Annotated in this window: 23 protein-coding genes; 7 read left to right on the forward strand and 16 right to left on the reverse strand. The window is 49.8% G+C overall.

The window, feature by feature from the left end; all coding sequences use genetic code 11:
- Positions 1–3 precede the first annotated feature (3 nt).
- The 15 genes from FNY10_RS26915 to FNY10_RS11700 all read right to left on the reverse strand — a co-directional run bounded on the left by FNY10_RS26915 (position 4) and on the right by FNY10_RS11700 (position 7,574).
- Positions 4–246 carry a hypothetical protein gene (locus FNY10_RS26915; protein WP_160705077.1) on the reverse strand — a complete coding sequence of 81 codons (243 nt, stop codon included), beginning with the start codon at positions 244–246 and terminating at the stop codon, positions 4–6.
- A complete protein-coding gene (locus FNY10_RS26920; RefSeq protein WP_227699369.1) occupies positions 239–1,306 on the reverse strand; it encodes a hypothetical protein in 1,068 nt (355 codons plus the stop codon). The genes FNY10_RS26915 and FNY10_RS26920 overlap by 8 nt, the downstream gene beginning before the upstream one ends.
- Positions 1,303–1,620 carry a hypothetical protein gene (locus FNY10_RS11640; protein ID WP_131050841.1) on the reverse strand — a complete coding sequence of 106 codons (318 nt, stop codon included), beginning with the start codon at positions 1,618–1,620 and terminating at the stop codon, positions 1,303–1,305. The genes FNY10_RS26920 and FNY10_RS11640 overlap by 4 nt, the downstream gene beginning before the upstream one ends.
- Entirely contained in the window at positions 1,620–1,988 is a 369-nt protein-coding gene (locus FNY10_RS26925; RefSeq protein WP_227699370.1) for a hypothetical protein, read from the reverse strand. The genes FNY10_RS11640 and FNY10_RS26925 overlap by 1 nt, the downstream gene beginning before the upstream one ends.
- Positions 1,981–2,205, reverse strand: a complete 225-nt coding sequence (locus FNY10_RS11650; RefSeq protein WP_160705126.1) for a hypothetical protein — start codon at positions 2,203–2,205, stop codon at positions 1,981–1,983. The genes FNY10_RS26925 and FNY10_RS11650 overlap by 8 nt, the downstream gene beginning before the upstream one ends.
- Positions 2,202–2,684, reverse strand: a complete 483-nt coding sequence (locus FNY10_RS11655) for a class I SAM-dependent methyltransferase (protein ID WP_160705127.1) — start codon at positions 2,682–2,684, stop codon at positions 2,202–2,204. Before FNY10_RS11655 ends, FNY10_RS11650 begins: the two co-directional genes overlap by 4 nt.
- A 193-nt stretch (positions 2,685–2,877) precedes the next feature.
- Entirely contained in the window at positions 2,878–3,081 is a 204-nt protein-coding gene (locus tag FNY10_RS11660; RefSeq protein WP_160705128.1) for a hypothetical protein, read from the reverse strand.
- Positions 3,078–3,674 carry a hypothetical protein gene (locus FNY10_RS11665; RefSeq protein ID WP_160726285.1) on the reverse strand — a complete coding sequence of 199 codons (597 nt, stop codon included), beginning with the start codon at positions 3,672–3,674 and terminating at the stop codon, positions 3,078–3,080. Before FNY10_RS11665 ends, FNY10_RS11660 begins: the two co-directional genes overlap by 4 nt.
- Before the next feature lie 42 nt (positions 3,675–3,716).
- Positions 3,717–4,070, reverse strand: a complete 354-nt coding sequence (locus FNY10_RS11670; protein WP_160704965.1) for a hypothetical protein — start codon at positions 4,068–4,070, stop codon at positions 3,717–3,719.
- Between the two features lie 85 nt (positions 4,071–4,155).
- On the reverse strand, positions 4,156–4,521 hold the full coding sequence (locus FNY10_RS11675) for a DUF977 family protein (RefSeq protein ID WP_160704966.1): 366 nt from the start codon (positions 4,519–4,521) through the stop codon (positions 4,156–4,158).
- A gap of 4 nt (positions 4,522–4,525) precedes the next feature.
- The gene (locus FNY10_RS11680) at positions 4,526–5,860 is read right to left on the reverse strand and encodes a DnaB-like helicase C-terminal domain-containing protein (RefSeq protein WP_160704967.1); all 1,335 of its coding nucleotides are present in this window, start codon (positions 5,858–5,860) and stop codon (positions 4,526–4,528) included.
- A complete protein-coding gene (locus tag FNY10_RS11685; protein WP_160704968.1) occupies positions 5,860–6,750 on the reverse strand; it encodes a replication protein in 891 nt (296 codons plus the stop codon). The genes FNY10_RS11680 and FNY10_RS11685 overlap by 1 nt, the downstream gene beginning before the upstream one ends.
- Positions 6,743–6,886: a DUF2740 family protein gene (locus FNY10_RS11690; protein WP_160704969.1), complete on the reverse strand. Its 144-nt coding sequence runs from the start codon at positions 6,884–6,886 to the stop codon at positions 6,743–6,745. The genes FNY10_RS11685 and FNY10_RS11690 overlap by 8 nt, the downstream gene beginning before the upstream one ends.
- Positions 6,887–6,910: 24 nt before the next feature.
- Positions 6,911–7,210: a CII family transcriptional regulator gene (locus FNY10_RS11695; protein ID WP_160704970.1), complete on the reverse strand. Its 300-nt coding sequence runs from the start codon at positions 7,208–7,210 to the stop codon at positions 6,911–6,913.
- Positions 7,211–7,346: 136 nt separating this feature from the next.
- The gene (locus tag FNY10_RS11700; protein WP_160704971.1) at positions 7,347–7,574 is read right to left on the reverse strand and encodes a YdaS family helix-turn-helix protein; all 228 of its coding nucleotides are present in this window, start codon (positions 7,572–7,574) and stop codon (positions 7,347–7,349) included.
- 87 nt (positions 7,575–7,661) lie between these two features.
- On the opposite strand from FNY10_RS11700, the gene FNY10_RS11705 reads away from it, so the two are divergent.
- On the forward strand, positions 7,662–8,297 hold the full coding sequence (locus tag FNY10_RS11705) for a S24 family peptidase (protein ID WP_202395539.1): 636 nt from the start codon (positions 7,662–7,664) through the stop codon (positions 8,295–8,297).
- A gap of 532 nt (positions 8,298–8,829) precedes the next feature.
- Here the strand turns inward: FNY10_RS11705 and FNY10_RS11710 are convergent.
- Entirely contained in the window at positions 8,830–9,054 is a 225-nt protein-coding gene (locus tag FNY10_RS11710) for a hypothetical protein (protein ID WP_160704973.1), read from the reverse strand.
- A 329-nt stretch (positions 9,055–9,383) separates the two neighbouring features.
- Between FNY10_RS11710 and FNY10_RS11715 the strand changes: the two genes are divergently transcribed.
- From FNY10_RS11715 to FNY10_RS11740, 6 genes are all read left to right on the forward strand, one after another.
- Positions 9,384–9,746, forward strand: a complete 363-nt coding sequence (locus tag FNY10_RS11715) for an antitermination protein (RefSeq protein WP_160704974.1) — start codon at positions 9,384–9,386, stop codon at positions 9,744–9,746.
- A 10-nt stretch (positions 9,747–9,756) separates the two neighbouring features.
- On the forward strand, positions 9,757–10,200 hold the full coding sequence (locus tag FNY10_RS11720; RefSeq protein ID WP_160704975.1) for a hypothetical protein: 444 nt from the start codon (positions 9,757–9,759) through the stop codon (positions 10,198–10,200).
- A gap of 31 nt (positions 10,201–10,231) precedes the next feature.
- Positions 10,232–10,564 carry a transcriptional regulator gene (locus FNY10_RS26935; RefSeq protein WP_227699372.1) on the forward strand — a complete coding sequence of 111 codons (333 nt, stop codon included), beginning with the start codon at positions 10,232–10,234 and terminating at the stop codon, positions 10,562–10,564.
- A gap of 113 nt (positions 10,565–10,677) precedes the next feature.
- Positions 10,678–10,941 (forward strand): hypothetical protein, encoded by a 264-nt coding sequence (locus FNY10_RS11730; protein WP_160704976.1) that lies wholly within the window; start codon positions 10,678–10,680, stop codon positions 10,939–10,941.
- A gap of 39 nt (positions 10,942–10,980) precedes the next feature.
- The gene (locus FNY10_RS11735; RefSeq protein WP_160704977.1) at positions 10,981–11,502 is read left to right on the forward strand and encodes a pentapeptide repeat-containing protein; all 522 of its coding nucleotides are present in this window, start codon (positions 10,981–10,983) and stop codon (positions 11,500–11,502) included.
- 100 nt (positions 11,503–11,602) lie between these two features.
- Complete coding sequence (locus tag FNY10_RS11740) at positions 11,603–11,854, forward strand: hypothetical protein (RefSeq protein ID WP_160704978.1); 252 nt, start codon at positions 11,603–11,605, stop codon at positions 11,852–11,854.
- Positions 11,855–12,046: the final 192 nt, after the last annotated feature.

A 12,046-nucleotide genomic window follows, 5' to 3' on the forward strand; every position in this document is an offset into this window, starting at 1 on the left:
GCATCAGTCTTCATCCTCGTCTTCGTCGAAATCCGTCCACTCTTCATCATCAGCAATACCAGGACATAGCAACGGGTTTGTGGCTGCCAGCATTTCGCCAGCTGCGCCACGTCGTTGCGCGCGACGAAGGACCTCGTAGAGCTCGAACATTTCGGTTCGCTCATCACCAATATCAAGCTCACAGGCCAGCGTGTGGCATTCAGTAGCGAGTGCCGATATCTTCTGAAGTAATTCGACCTTATTCACCTTTAACCTCCTGCGGGGCGGCTGGCAGCGTATAGAATCCCTGCCCACTGCATTCCTCATACATCTGCCTGGCGGTAGCCAGGGCGCTATCTTTCTGCGCATCGTTAAGCAGATAGAAATCGTGACGGTAGCGCATAGCTATGCTGTTCAGATGGGCCTGGCTTGGCACCCTCGGAACCATCACGTAACCGGGAGGTGCAACGTAGCGAACCTCGACAGTGCGATCTGGACCGGATGCCGGGTCAATGCCAATTACCGGAGAGTTGCCAGCCAGTCCACGCAAAACAGCCTTAACAGCCTCAACTCGGTCATCGTCTTCACTTTCTGCTGTGCTGATGCGGTCAAGCATGATGATGGCGTTATCGATATCAGGGATGCCAGTCCATGCCTGTTTGGTATCCTCATTGGTGAGGGTGCCAACCTGAAGCATGGCGGCGCGGCTGGCGGAAATAACTTTCAGCAAGTAGTCATTGTTCGATATCACCGCCTGACGCAGAGATTCAGTGGCTGGTTCACCAGCAACCAGCGCGCACGCAACAAATGCAGCATTCTGAATAGCTAATTTGTTCAGATTATCCCAGCCACAGGGGAATGGGCATTGCACTACCGGCGCTGGCTGCGCTGGTGATGCCTCACGATAAACAGGAATATACCCAGGCCCAACGTCCTCACTACCAGCCTCGCCATCAACTACACCGCGAGCTAAATACGCATCATTGAGCCACGCTATTGGCTCACGTTCTGTTTCAGGCGCTGGCTGCGCGTGGCGATAGAGCACTATCTGACGACGCGGGTCAGCAAACTTGTTTGCTTCGCGGTCGATGCCAAACAGGTAACCGATTCCGGCGACATTTGCATCGCGCAGTTCTTCATCGTCAGTCCACGCCACCGGCTCGCTGTCCCTCTCGGCCTTGCGGCGTTCCTGCAGCTCACGCAGCGCCGCAGCAACATCCTGTAAGTCTTGCGACATATCTAAAGTGAATACGCCTACTTTTTCCAAAATCTGCTCAATGCGCAGGTCTGTTAACTGGTTCTGGTTCTGGTTCTGGTTATTGGTCATTGGTTGGCTCCTTCGGTAACAGGCATAAACGACAAGTCAGCAAAGAACTCACCAAACCCAAAGCAGACTGAATAGGCCAGGCGACCGTGAGGCTTGTAGCCAGGATTGGTGATATCGGTAGTCGCATATGTCGCGGTGATTTCTGCCACGACTTCTTCAGGTTTTGATGGAGACTCGACCCACGGAATACAAATAAGATCAAAGTCACGCGCCATCGTTCCGTGAATAGCCATTGCGTAACCGTGTTTACGGGCTATCTCCGCCAGTGCCGGATAAAGTGCGCAGTACACAGGGGCAAAGTTTGCAGGTTTCATCACTCCCCCTCCCACTTGATGCCAGCGTCGGTTAGCGCGGCAATTACATCATCCCGGTCGAGCATGTCGCCGTTTGGGTCTGGGGCGTTGTAACCCAGCTCGCAGGCGTAACGCTCCGGCAACTTCACGGTGACGGTGCGGGACTCCAGAATTTCCAGCTCAAGCTTGAGGTGGGCATTCTCAGCTAGTGCCGCTTCCCTAAATTCGATAGCGGTTTTGCTATAGGTCTCAAGCTCTCCAATCCGCTGCTGCGCCTTCTCCAGCGCATCTACCAGCGATAACGCGAGTTTTCGCAGATGGTCTTTGCTGCCAACTGCCGGATTTGAAAGCTCAGCACGCAGCTGCGCCAGTTCGGTGATATCAGTCATGGCTGGCCTCCTCGAATAACACTTCACCATCAATGCCGCCCAGGACATAAACGATCGAACCGTCATCCCGGTATTCGATAGGCATAGCGCTCCAGCCGTCACCTGCGGGTTCTTCATCATCGCCAACCAGAATAAAACCGCCGGCAGATTCTACCGCTTCGTAATATTCGCCTTCGGTCCACCAACCCTCGGTATCTTTGATGCATTTGACTTTCATGCTGCAGCCCCTTTCACGAAAATTACCCAGTGCGTTTTGTCCGCTTTCCCGGTGCGTTGCCAGATGACCGGCTTCTCGTCGGTCAGCGCCAGAATCTGGCTAACCGGTATCTGGGTTTCGTTCCATTTGAAGATGAGAACGCCGTGCGTCCGCAGTACGCGAAACGCCTCCTTGAAACCAGCACGTAGGTCATCGCGCCAGGTATCTTTGTTCAGGCGTCCGTATTTCTTACCCATCCAGGCGTTATCTCCGACGCGCTCAAGATGTGGCGGGTCAAACACAACAACAGGGAAAGAGGCGTCGGAAAACGGCAGTGCGCGGAAGTCGGCGATAATGTCCGGGCTGATAACCAGGCGGCGACCGTCGCACAGGGTGTGTTCTTCAGCGCGAATATCGGTGAACACTGCGCGTTCGTCCTGTTTGTCGAACCAGAACATGCGAGAACCGCAGCACATGTCCAGAATGGATTGCTCAGTCATTTGGCCCCCTCCATGTTTGCATGCTCTCGGATTTGCTCGATAAGCTCGTTGGCGTCAACCTCAAAGCACTCCAGAGTTTCGCATCCGCCAACCTTAGAGCCTGATATGCGGTGGCCACCGCTGTCATTACTGACGCAAAGAGACAGGCCGCCGCTCTGGTTATGACAGACCTCGATATAAACGTGATTCGGCTTCAGCATTTGTCGGCCCCCTCGCGCAGCGCAGCATAGATTGCATCCAATGCCTTGCGCTTATTCAGATACCCATCACCAATCCACTCTCCGTGCAGCATGGCGTAATATTTACCATCGTCATCATGGAACGGGCCACGAATTGACCAGTCTGTAGTGATGGCGTTGATGACATCCTGCACCTGCTGAAATTTCAAAGGTTTCATTTGGCCCCCTCGCGCAGCAAATAAAGCCCAGCCAGCAGCGCAGACTCTGCCTCTTCCAAACCAGGGTGATACCCGTAGACTGCGCCAGCCCGCTCCACTACACGACTCAAGAACCCGGGGTCGATAGTCCAGCCATTAGATGGGGTGCTATTTTTCGGGTATTCGATAGCAGCCTTAATCCCGGCAATTGCTGCGTTGGTAGCGGGGGTTTCGATTTCCTCAAATGCCGACATTGCTGCATCCAGAGCCGCTTGCTGGCAGACTACTGACTGCTCGTCATGAATACCACCGCCTGAAATCTCCAGGCCTTTGTACATGCCGAATAGTGTGTCGCCAAACGACTTCAGCGCCACATTCTCCGCAGCCAGTTGATCGCGTTCAGCGCGCAATTTCTCAATAGTCGCAAGTGCTGCTGTTGATTCAGCGCTACGGCCTTTCCAACCTTCCCACATCGCCCCCAGCGCAAGAAACCAATGCTCGCCACATGCTGATTTCTTCTCGTTAAAAAACCAGGTGACAAACTCAACGGTCATACCGTTCTGTTCTGCGATTTGTTCAATAGTCGCAAGTGCTGCTGTTAGTTCGTTATTCATGTTCATTACCCTCATAAAAAAGGCCCGCTAGATGCAGGCCTGTTAATCGTTGTTAACCAGTTTTAATTCCCCATACCACCAACCATCACCATTTTTCTCCAAGCGAATAAATGCCTTTTTCTCTCCGGAAGGGATGATCATTTCGCCAAATTTTTTGGATAATGAGAACGTGCCACCACTTGTGCCGGACATTTTTGCCCCTCTCTCGTTATTGGTTGGCATCAATCTGATTTTTCTAGAATCCTCATCAAGTTCTACGTAAATGAATCGTTGCTTATCCCTGATATCGACCCCTACATAACACTGAACAGAGCCAGACTGTGAGTATTTAATTGAGATTCCTGCCTCATCGCGTTTTCGACCCCTTCCACCGGTCACCACTGATACAAAAGCCATTACCATTTCCTCCGGGCATAAAAAAGGCCGATTATCGCAACGATACCGGCCATGCTTGCAGATAGCTCTGCTATGTAGATGTCTGTCATGATGACCTCCCGTAGATAGCCATCAGCCTCTGACGGGCCGGGCTTTTCATGTAGCTCTCAATTACTGTTTCCCGCTTTGGCCTGTAGACATCGGCCTTTTCCTGATGACGTATTTCTCTTGCCGCGGCGATTTTCTCCTGCATTTTCTGCATGCCGCCATTGCGGAACCAGGATTCATAATCCGCTCTACAGATAAACGTTCCGGCGCCAGATACGATGTAAATGGCTCTTAGCGTTCTTAGCCTTCGTCGCTCTTCACGGCAGAGATAACGAGAAATCCCGACAGCAGCCATGATTTCTTTTTCAGTTACTGGCTGGTTTTGTTTGATGAAGTCGATGATGCGTTGCTTTAGCGTGTCCACTGCATTACCTCCAGTCAGATTTTGCCGCTGGCTTATCGCTTTCTGCGCATTGCCTTGCCGCTTCTATCTGGTCAATGTTGACGAAATGCCCGTTCTTCCAGCCCATGTAGAACGTCTTCTTGGGCCCTGAACGGTATTTCCCAATGATGATTTCGGCAACGCCCTTTGCCGGGCTATTCTCGTTGTAATGCTCATCGCGATACGGAAATATCAGCACATCCGCATCCTTCTCGATTGAGCTTGAACCTGCCAAATCACCCATGTTAGGGCGCTTATCAACGCGACCATCAGCGTTGCGGTTCAGCTGAGCAACGAGGATTACCGGCACTTTGTTGCGTAGGCAGAATTGCTTTAACTTTCGGGTCACGATGGCGATTGAAAGGTCGTGGCGATCAGCTTTTGGCAGTCGTAGAATTTCAAGGTAGTCAATAGCCAGGAAGCTAAGGCCACCATCCATGTTCATCCTCTCAGCCTGAGCTATGCACTCATCAACACTGAACGAACCTTCGAGTACGTGGTTTTCTTCCTCCAGAAGCGTGCCTGTAGCCGCGGTTAGCTTCGTGTAATCCTCCTGAGCCATCCCCCTTGGCTGCCTGAGAGTCGATATTGATAATCCTGCCCGGTCAGCAATATGGCGTTCAACAACCTGCATTTCCGACATCTCCAGAGAGACAAGAAGCCCTCTCCCCCTTTGCTGGCCGATGGAGTTTGCAATGTTGATAGCCAGCTCCGTCTTGCCCATGCCAGGGCGGCCGGCGATGACGATAAGGTCCGTCCTGTCGAACCCTCCGTATGTGTCATCCAGTGGCGTTATGCCGGTCTGGAGGTAGAGGCCAGAACTCTCGCCTTCAAGGCGCTTGTCCAGAACGTTCAGGTAATCATCAAGCAGGTCGGAGATCTTTCTAGGCAGCTTGTCGTTCGATTCGAACTGTAGCTTCCCTGTACTGGCTGTTACTGCTGAAATTACATCGTCAAGATTATGCGTCCCTGCTGAATCCAGAAGGTCAGCGAACCGCCTGAACTCCGCAGCCCCTTTCCTCAGCATCCAGCACTGGCGAACTCGCTTGGCCCATGCCCGGATATTTGAAGCTGATACGCACTTGCAGGCCACCTCAAGCACAAGGTCTCTCGATGCGTCAGGAACAGCGTCCTTCACGGTGAACATATCGATTGGCTCTGACTTGTTCAGCAGTGCCACAATCGCCTTGTACATGCTTCGCAGGTGGAAGTTTTCAAATGCCTCGTCAGGGAGCTTTCCGGCAATTTCCCGGCAGTCGATGTGATCCCCTTTCACCATCATCGCGCCAACCAGTTGATACTCGTAATCGTAACTCTCCATCAGGAATCAGCCCCCAGAATCTGGTCAATCTTCTCCTGCCGAAGTGCGGTATCAATCCCGTATTTTTTACCGTCAGGGTTTTCACCGCACGACCAGCGCGTTGGCGTGTAACCATGCTCGATATAGCCATTCAGAATTGTGTCAGGGTCTTTTGGCTCACGGCCAAGTTCCTTGCACTGCTTCAGGTAGGACTGCCACAGGCGCTTGATGCCAGCCTCTGTGGTGGTTGTAATGCTTCGGATGGTTGGGATGCCGTATTTCTCGGCTTTGCAGTTCCACGTGCTCTTGAAACGCTCGCGGTCGAACTCTGGCAACTGAGAGCGTGGGTTAGTTTTTCTTGCTCTCGGATTTGTACCCTTTTGCCGTGGCGTTAATTTTTCCTCACCAGACAATCCCACTTCGTGGGTTTGGGTATTGTTTATTTCTTTCTTTTGAATAGTTTCTTTTGTGTGACTCTGTTTTGGTGACAGGTTAGTCACCGTTTTGGTGACAATTTTTGTAACCAATGCAGTGACATTATCACCATGGTAGTAACAGCCTTCTATTTTCCATTCCGAGATGTTCTTATTAGGCCCGATTTGACTGCCTTCACGAAGAATTACCTTCATGGTAATAAGCTCATTTTTAGCCTTGTTAACTTTCTGCCTTGGTAGGCGTGTAAGTTGTGCTAACTGGCTGTCAGAGATCCGATCTATCTTTTTCCCAAATCCGTATGTTTTTCTGCAGATAGCATGAGCAACCTTGCTCTGATTTTTCGTTAAATCTGCGCCAATAAGCTCGTCATACAGGGCGTTTGCAAGACGGGTATACCCATCTTCAATTTCTGCCACGCGACGCTCCACAGGCCGCTCTGCAGGCCTTAGCTGTGTTACTGTTGCGAGATTACTCATGACGCTTCCCCCTCAGCAGTTTTTTCCATTTTTCCAACTCAGCCCTAAATCGACCAGGCTGTCGGAAGCTGGAGAGATAGCGATCACGCAGTATGTGTTTGTGTAGTTTGTCCTGGTCAGAACTGAGTTTTTTCATGTATAATTACCTCGTTGAACGGTATTAGAATTCCATCGAAATCTGTTCTGAATCCCTGGTTGCCGCCGGGGATTTTTTCTTTGTAAGAACTGCCGCCACTTCCTTCGCCAGTCTTGCGATATCGTCATCAACGACACCCCACTCCAGAACGGCTAAGAGCATTGCCATCTTCGGTACCCAGCTTTCTTTCCAGCGTGAGACCTGCGATTTATCGACGCCCACAGCTTTTGCTACGTTGTTACCGCCGACAATGGCGATACGGTTGAGCAACCACGACTCAATGCGCTGAGCATTGGTCTTATTGCGTTTAATTGTGTTTTCCACTTGTCATAATTCCTTGGTGTTGAAAAATAGTTAGTTGTGGCTATGCGATAGACATACCCATAGTTTTTGTTTTGGTATTTTGGGATTCGCTTTTCAGCGACGTAGGACGAATGTCCGTTGTGAATTGCGGTGTTACTTATGCTGCGACTAATTCAGGCCAGATTTTTTCCCAATCGTCAGGCCGCAGATCTTTGCGGCTAACCTCGCGATTCGTTACGGCTTCGATTTCTACGCAACGAGTAGGAGAGATAGCGGTTTTCCCAGATGCCATCTGAGATAGGTAGGAACTTGAAATGCCAAGAGATGCAGCCAACTCTTTAACTTTTCCACGCTCCAGGCTGTCGATGTAGGTTTTAAGTTCCATGCATTCACCTCTGTTGTATGAAGTGAGTTTATTAAATGCTAAACACTTCGTCAAGTATTTGCTTATTTAGTTTTTGCTAATCATCATATGCACATGGACATTAAAGAGACTAGGCGCAAGCGCCTGCAGGAATGGTTTGAGAATCGAACCTTACCCGCAAAAGATAAAAGCTATATCTCGCAGATCATAACCGGGAAGAGTTCTCTTGGTGAGAAAGGTGCTTCGAGGCTAGAAAAAGAATACGGCATGCCCGTAGGCTACTTATCGGGTGAGGAATACAAAGAACACAGCAACGTCTCAAATATCCAGCAGTACACAAAAGGAACTCGATACCCGGTACTAAGCAAGGTCCAGGCGGGTACATGGGCTGAAGCTGTCGAAGCCTACACCCTGAAAGATATTGATATCTGGCTTGAGTCTGATGCTCATATTCAGGGGGATGCGTTCTGGCTTGAAGTGGAAGGAGACTCCATGACCGCACCGATGGGGCTGAGCATACCGGAAGGCACGTTTGTACTGTTTGATACCGGGCGAGATGCTGTCAATGGAAACCTGGTTGTGGCCAAGCTTCAGGATGACAATGAGGCGACGTTCAAGAAACTGATAGTCGATGGTAGCCAGCGCTATCTGAAAGGGTTGAATCCTCAGTGGCCTCTGGTACCTATAAACGGTAACTGTACGATTATTGGCGTGGCTGTAGAGACGAAGATGCGGCTATTGTAGAAATTTTGGATAGAAAAAGAATATGTGTAACTAGATCTTTTAATTGATGTTTTTCCTTGCCCTGGATAGGATCTAGTTGCTGCATTATTTTACTGATGCGGTAAATAGGAAGGCCCCGACAGCGTCAACTATCAGGGCCTGGAAAAACATCGGCTAGAATGTTTTCATTGAGATCTCGATTTTGAGATTACCTCAAGCGATATCCACTGTAAAGCAATCAGCGCCGAATATTAAATAGGTGCTTTATGCCAACTTGCGATAAAAATCATCGTCACAACCCTATGTTCAGTGTGTTGCCAGACAGTCAAGCGGGCAATGGAAGACATAAATGCACAGCCTGCGCATTCGAGTTAGGGCTGTTTAATAAGTCTATGGGTATTCCGCGCAGTTTAGATAGGTCGATACTTGACGATCTACCAGAAAGCCAAGCCGGAGAAGTTCGGCACAAAGATGCATTTGCGGCATACAACATGGCATACGATTACTAACAGCATCGATAACCGCTCATAAACCCGGCCACCGAGCCGGGTTTTTATTGCCCTTTCCTCACGAACGCAGCCGCGTCCCGCAGCAACCCCTTGTGAATTACGTTGCCTACGGCCTTGCGCTTTGCCTCCAGGTTATCAACAATCGCATCCCGATCAATTGCCGTACCGTTGATTATCAAATCAACAACAGCCCCGCCGATTTCGCCAGCAATGAACGCTGCGCGGTCTTCCAGTAGCTCATCCCGCCCCATATCCATGCCCTGCCCCATAACCGCGCCCTCATTGATGTTTTTTTGAGCATAGCACAAGCTCAAGAAGTAAAAATAACCATTAATTTTAAATGTTTAGTAATTTGTTTATAATTTTGTTTAGTATTTACTTGACGCAAATGTTTATTCTTTATTAAACTAATCCCATCAGCAGGACGCACTACTCACCAGGACGGTGAACCTACAACGATTCAGGTACGAGTCTACGCGGCTGAAAAGCCGGAAATACCAAAGTGAACTTTGGGGTGTGGAGTGTGGCGACAGCAAACACCCACATGACTTTACAGGGGAGTCACACGCACACCACCAAAGTTCATCAGGAGGTCTATATGTCTCGCAGAACATCATTTAGTGGTTCAGCATCTGGTCGTCGTCGTGAGCGTCGTGCAGCGCTTCAGGATGCGATTACTGTTAGCTCGGAAACAATGCATCGCCCCACCCTCAGCCGCGCACAAATTCAGGCTAAAGGTAAGCACCACACGCCAGAAAGAATTGAAGACGCTACGCCGATTAAATTCGTCGCTCAGGACGCCGTCTGGCAGCGCCGGGAATACAAACGCCAGATTGAGAGGGCGGCAATCGTTTATAGTAATGAGTTCGGTCACAAGCCTTTAGAAAACGGGATGTGCCTGCCGGATGTTGCGATGTATGCTGCTGGATACCGCAAATCTAAAGGCATAACAGCTCGCTAATGGTGAAAGGATGAAAAGTAATTTTAGCTACACAGCAATGAGAGTTAAGCAATACGGATATGTTCCTGCAGTCGAGGTGCGGTGTGTAAATGAGAGGGAAAAATCCACAACGGACTGCCTGTTGCTTTTCAAAAGTTTGGATGAAGTGATATTCCTTGGAGCGGATTACTTTCACCCTCTCGTTAAGGCTGAAATGAAACAATGCGCCATTGATGCCCTGCAGGTTGGGAAGGGGAAACTCCAGATTGAGGCCAAACAGCGAGTTGGTGAGCTTGAAAGCAGCAGGCTTCGGCAGGCTAGTAGAGCAAGGCAATTTAATGATGCCATAGCTGGATGGAGTCGAGAGCTTTTGTCTTTAAATATAGATATCCAGAGGGGACTAGACATCCCAACCATACGTTCAAGGATAGGGACCTTGGCAGAGAACATGGAAAAGTTGAAACCTAAGAAATAAAACCACTAAGCGGGGCTATTTGAGGCTCAATATGGCTAAAAAAACCGTTTTTATTAACGAGAATCACGGCAGGGAAACCCAGGAGCCGGACAGAAAGTTATCATCTCAGGACAGAAGAAGAATTGCCAGGTGGAAAAAGAGGATGGAATATGCCAAGGAGAATGGCATGTCACAAGGCTTCAAAGCCATCGACGATGGTCCAGACTACCAGATTAATGATGATCCAATGGACAAAGTCGATAAGGCCTTATCTACGCCGTTCCCCCGAGATGTTGAAAAGCAGGAAGAAGAAGTGCATGAGGATGTAATGCACAGGATTGTGAATCACGCGCACCAACGAAGTCCCAAAAAGAAATGGTCATAACCCGCTACGGCGGGTTTTTTATTGACTATACAAACAGCCAGGCGAGCGCGGCATTACTTGCAGCGGTCGGCAGAAGATGAAGGGTAGGTCGATACCGTTAATTTGAAGTGTCGGTGAAAAAGCAAACAAATAACAACGAGGAATATATGGCGATTAGTGGAACGGTAAAAATTAAATCTATTTCATCCATCACACCTAAAGGCGATGGATGGAATAGACAACTGGAAGTGGATATTGAGGATTTAGATATATCTGATGCATTCAAAGCAGATGAAATTGTTGGTGAGTATGAAGTTGACGATATCCTGGAGGCGATTGGGGAGTCTGATGTGGTCACGTGGCTTGAAGAGCAAGGATATGAAGTTTCTAACGGATAGGTCGCTTCGGCGGCCTTTTTTATTACAGAGGGTAAGAGAATGAACTCAGCAAATTTAGCAAAAATTCTTGAAGATCATAAATTATGGATTACATCGATGCGTGAAAGCGGATCGAGAGCCGACCTGCGCGGAGCCGACCTGCGCGGAGCCGACCTGCGCGGAGCCGACCTGCGCGGAGCCAACCTGCGCGGAGCCAACCTGCGCGGAGCCAACCTGTACGGAGCCGACCTGCGCGAAGCCAACCTGCGCGAAGCCAACCTGCGCGAAGCCGACCTGCGCGAAGCCAACCTGCGCGAAGCCAACCTGCCTGATCACACCTTCATTGTCATTGGTGAAAAATACGCCATCACTATTACGAATGGCGAATATGTTCGCGCTGGATGCCAAAACCACACGATTGAGAAATGGCGAAAATTCAGCAAGCAGGAAATAGCAGAAATGGACGGGCGTAAAGCGCTGAAGTTTTACCCTCGCCTTCTGGACATTATCGATTTCTATATCAGCAAAGGCCCACGACCTGAGTGGCTCACGCAGCCCGAATCAGAGGAGTGCGAAGAATGATTCGCGAAGAAGATAAACAAGCCTGGTTCCGGTTCAAAATTCAGCTATCGGTGATTATTTCACTGGCGCTGGTATGTGCGTATTTTTCGATGGAGGGAGTATGAGCAAACAAACAGGTGGACAAGCTTTCCCGCGTCAGCAGTGGGACTACGACGGTCAAAACAACGTCCTGCAATATCAGGAAGAAGGCATGACGTTGCGTGATTACTTCGCTGCCAAAGCTCTCTCTGGTTTGCTGGCAAATTATCCAGAGTCGAACTGTCACCCAGTGGCTGCTGGCAATGCCGATGAGGTAGCGAAGCAAGCATACATGTTGGCAGATGCAATGCTGAAAGCTCGGGGTGACGCATGAGCAGAAATGGCTGGCGTTCTATGAGCATTGCAGTTGCAGCATGCGCTTTAATCTGGAGCGCTGTTGCTTACCTTCTCGTTACTAACACATGGTTATGGTCATGATTAATCACAATCTGCTGAGAGCAGCACAGAGTAAGGCGGCTATAGCGATATTTCTGCGAGATGGGAATATGTGGCTAGAGGCTACAGA

It is taken from the genome of Klebsiella sp. Lac1 (assembly GCF_009825425.1).
Classification (GTDB): domain Bacteria; phylum Pseudomonadota; class Gammaproteobacteria; order Enterobacterales; family Enterobacteriaceae; genus Klebsiella; species Klebsiella electrica.

Excerpts from the sequence above, each read along its gene's own strand:
- FNY10_RS11680 (WP_160704967.1), bottom strand. The coding sequence starts at position 5,860 with ATGGAGAGTTACGATTACGAGTATCAACTGGTTGGCGCGATGATGGTG.
- FNY10_RS11655 (WP_160705127.1), bottom strand. The coding sequence starts at position 2,684 with ATGACTGAGCAATCCATTCTGGACATGTGCTGCGGTTCTCGCATGTTC.
- FNY10_RS11710 (WP_160704973.1), bottom strand. The coding sequence starts at position 9,054 with ATGGGGCAGGGCATGGATATGGGGCGGGATGAGCTACTGGAAGACCGC.
- FNY10_RS11685 (WP_160704968.1), bottom strand. The coding sequence starts at position 6,750 with ATGAGTAATCTCGCAACAGTAACACAGCTAAGGCCTGCAGAGCGGCCT.
- FNY10_RS11700 (WP_160704971.1), bottom strand. The coding sequence starts at position 7,574 with ATGGAACTTAAAACCTACATCGACAGCCTGGAGCGTGGAAAAGTTAAA.
- FNY10_RS11665 (WP_160726285.1), bottom strand. The coding sequence starts at position 3,674 with ATGAATAACGAACTAACAGCAGCACTTGCGACTATTGAACAAATCGCA.
- FNY10_RS11705 (WP_202395539.1), top strand. The coding sequence starts at position 7,662 with ATGCACATGGACATTAAAGAGACTAGGCGCAAGCGCCTGCAGGAATGG.
- FNY10_RS11670 (WP_160704965.1), bottom strand. The coding sequence starts at position 4,070 with ATGGCTTTTGTATCAGTGGTGACCGGTGGAAGGGGTCGAAAACGCGAT.
- FNY10_RS26920 (WP_227699369.1), bottom strand. The coding sequence starts at position 1,306 with ATGACCAATAACCAGAACCAGAACCAGAACCAGTTAACAGACCTGCGC.
- FNY10_RS26935 (WP_227699372.1), top strand. The coding sequence starts at position 10,232 with ATGGCTAAAAAAACCGTTTTTATTAACGAGAATCACGGCAGGGAAACC.
- FNY10_RS11720 (WP_160704975.1), top strand. The coding sequence starts at position 9,757 with ATGAAAAGTAATTTTAGCTACACAGCAATGAGAGTTAAGCAATACGGA.
- FNY10_RS11690 (WP_160704969.1), bottom strand. The coding sequence starts at position 6,886 with ATGAAAAAACTCAGTTCTGACCAGGACAAACTACACAAACACATACTG.
- FNY10_RS11650 (WP_160705126.1), bottom strand. The coding sequence starts at position 2,205 with ATGAAAGTCAAATGCATCAAAGATACCGAGGGTTGGTGGACCGAAGGC.
- FNY10_RS26925 (WP_227699370.1), bottom strand. The coding sequence starts at position 1,988 with ATGACTGATATCACCGAACTGGCGCAGCTGCGTGCTGAGCTTTCAAAT.
- FNY10_RS11740 (WP_160704978.1), top strand. The coding sequence starts at position 11,603 with ATGAGCAAACAAACAGGTGGACAAGCTTTCCCGCGTCAGCAGTGGGAC.
- FNY10_RS11660 (WP_160705128.1), bottom strand. The coding sequence starts at position 3,081 with ATGAAACCTTTGAAATTTCAGCAGGTGCAGGATGTCATCAACGCCATC.
- FNY10_RS11735 (WP_160704977.1), top strand. The coding sequence starts at position 10,981 with ATGAACTCAGCAAATTTAGCAAAAATTCTTGAAGATCATAAATTATGG.
- FNY10_RS11715 (WP_160704974.1), top strand. The coding sequence starts at position 9,384 with ATGTCTCGCAGAACATCATTTAGTGGTTCAGCATCTGGTCGTCGTCGT.
- FNY10_RS11640 (WP_131050841.1), bottom strand. The coding sequence starts at position 1,620 with ATGAAACCTGCAAACTTTGCCCCTGTGTACTGCGCACTTTATCCGGCA.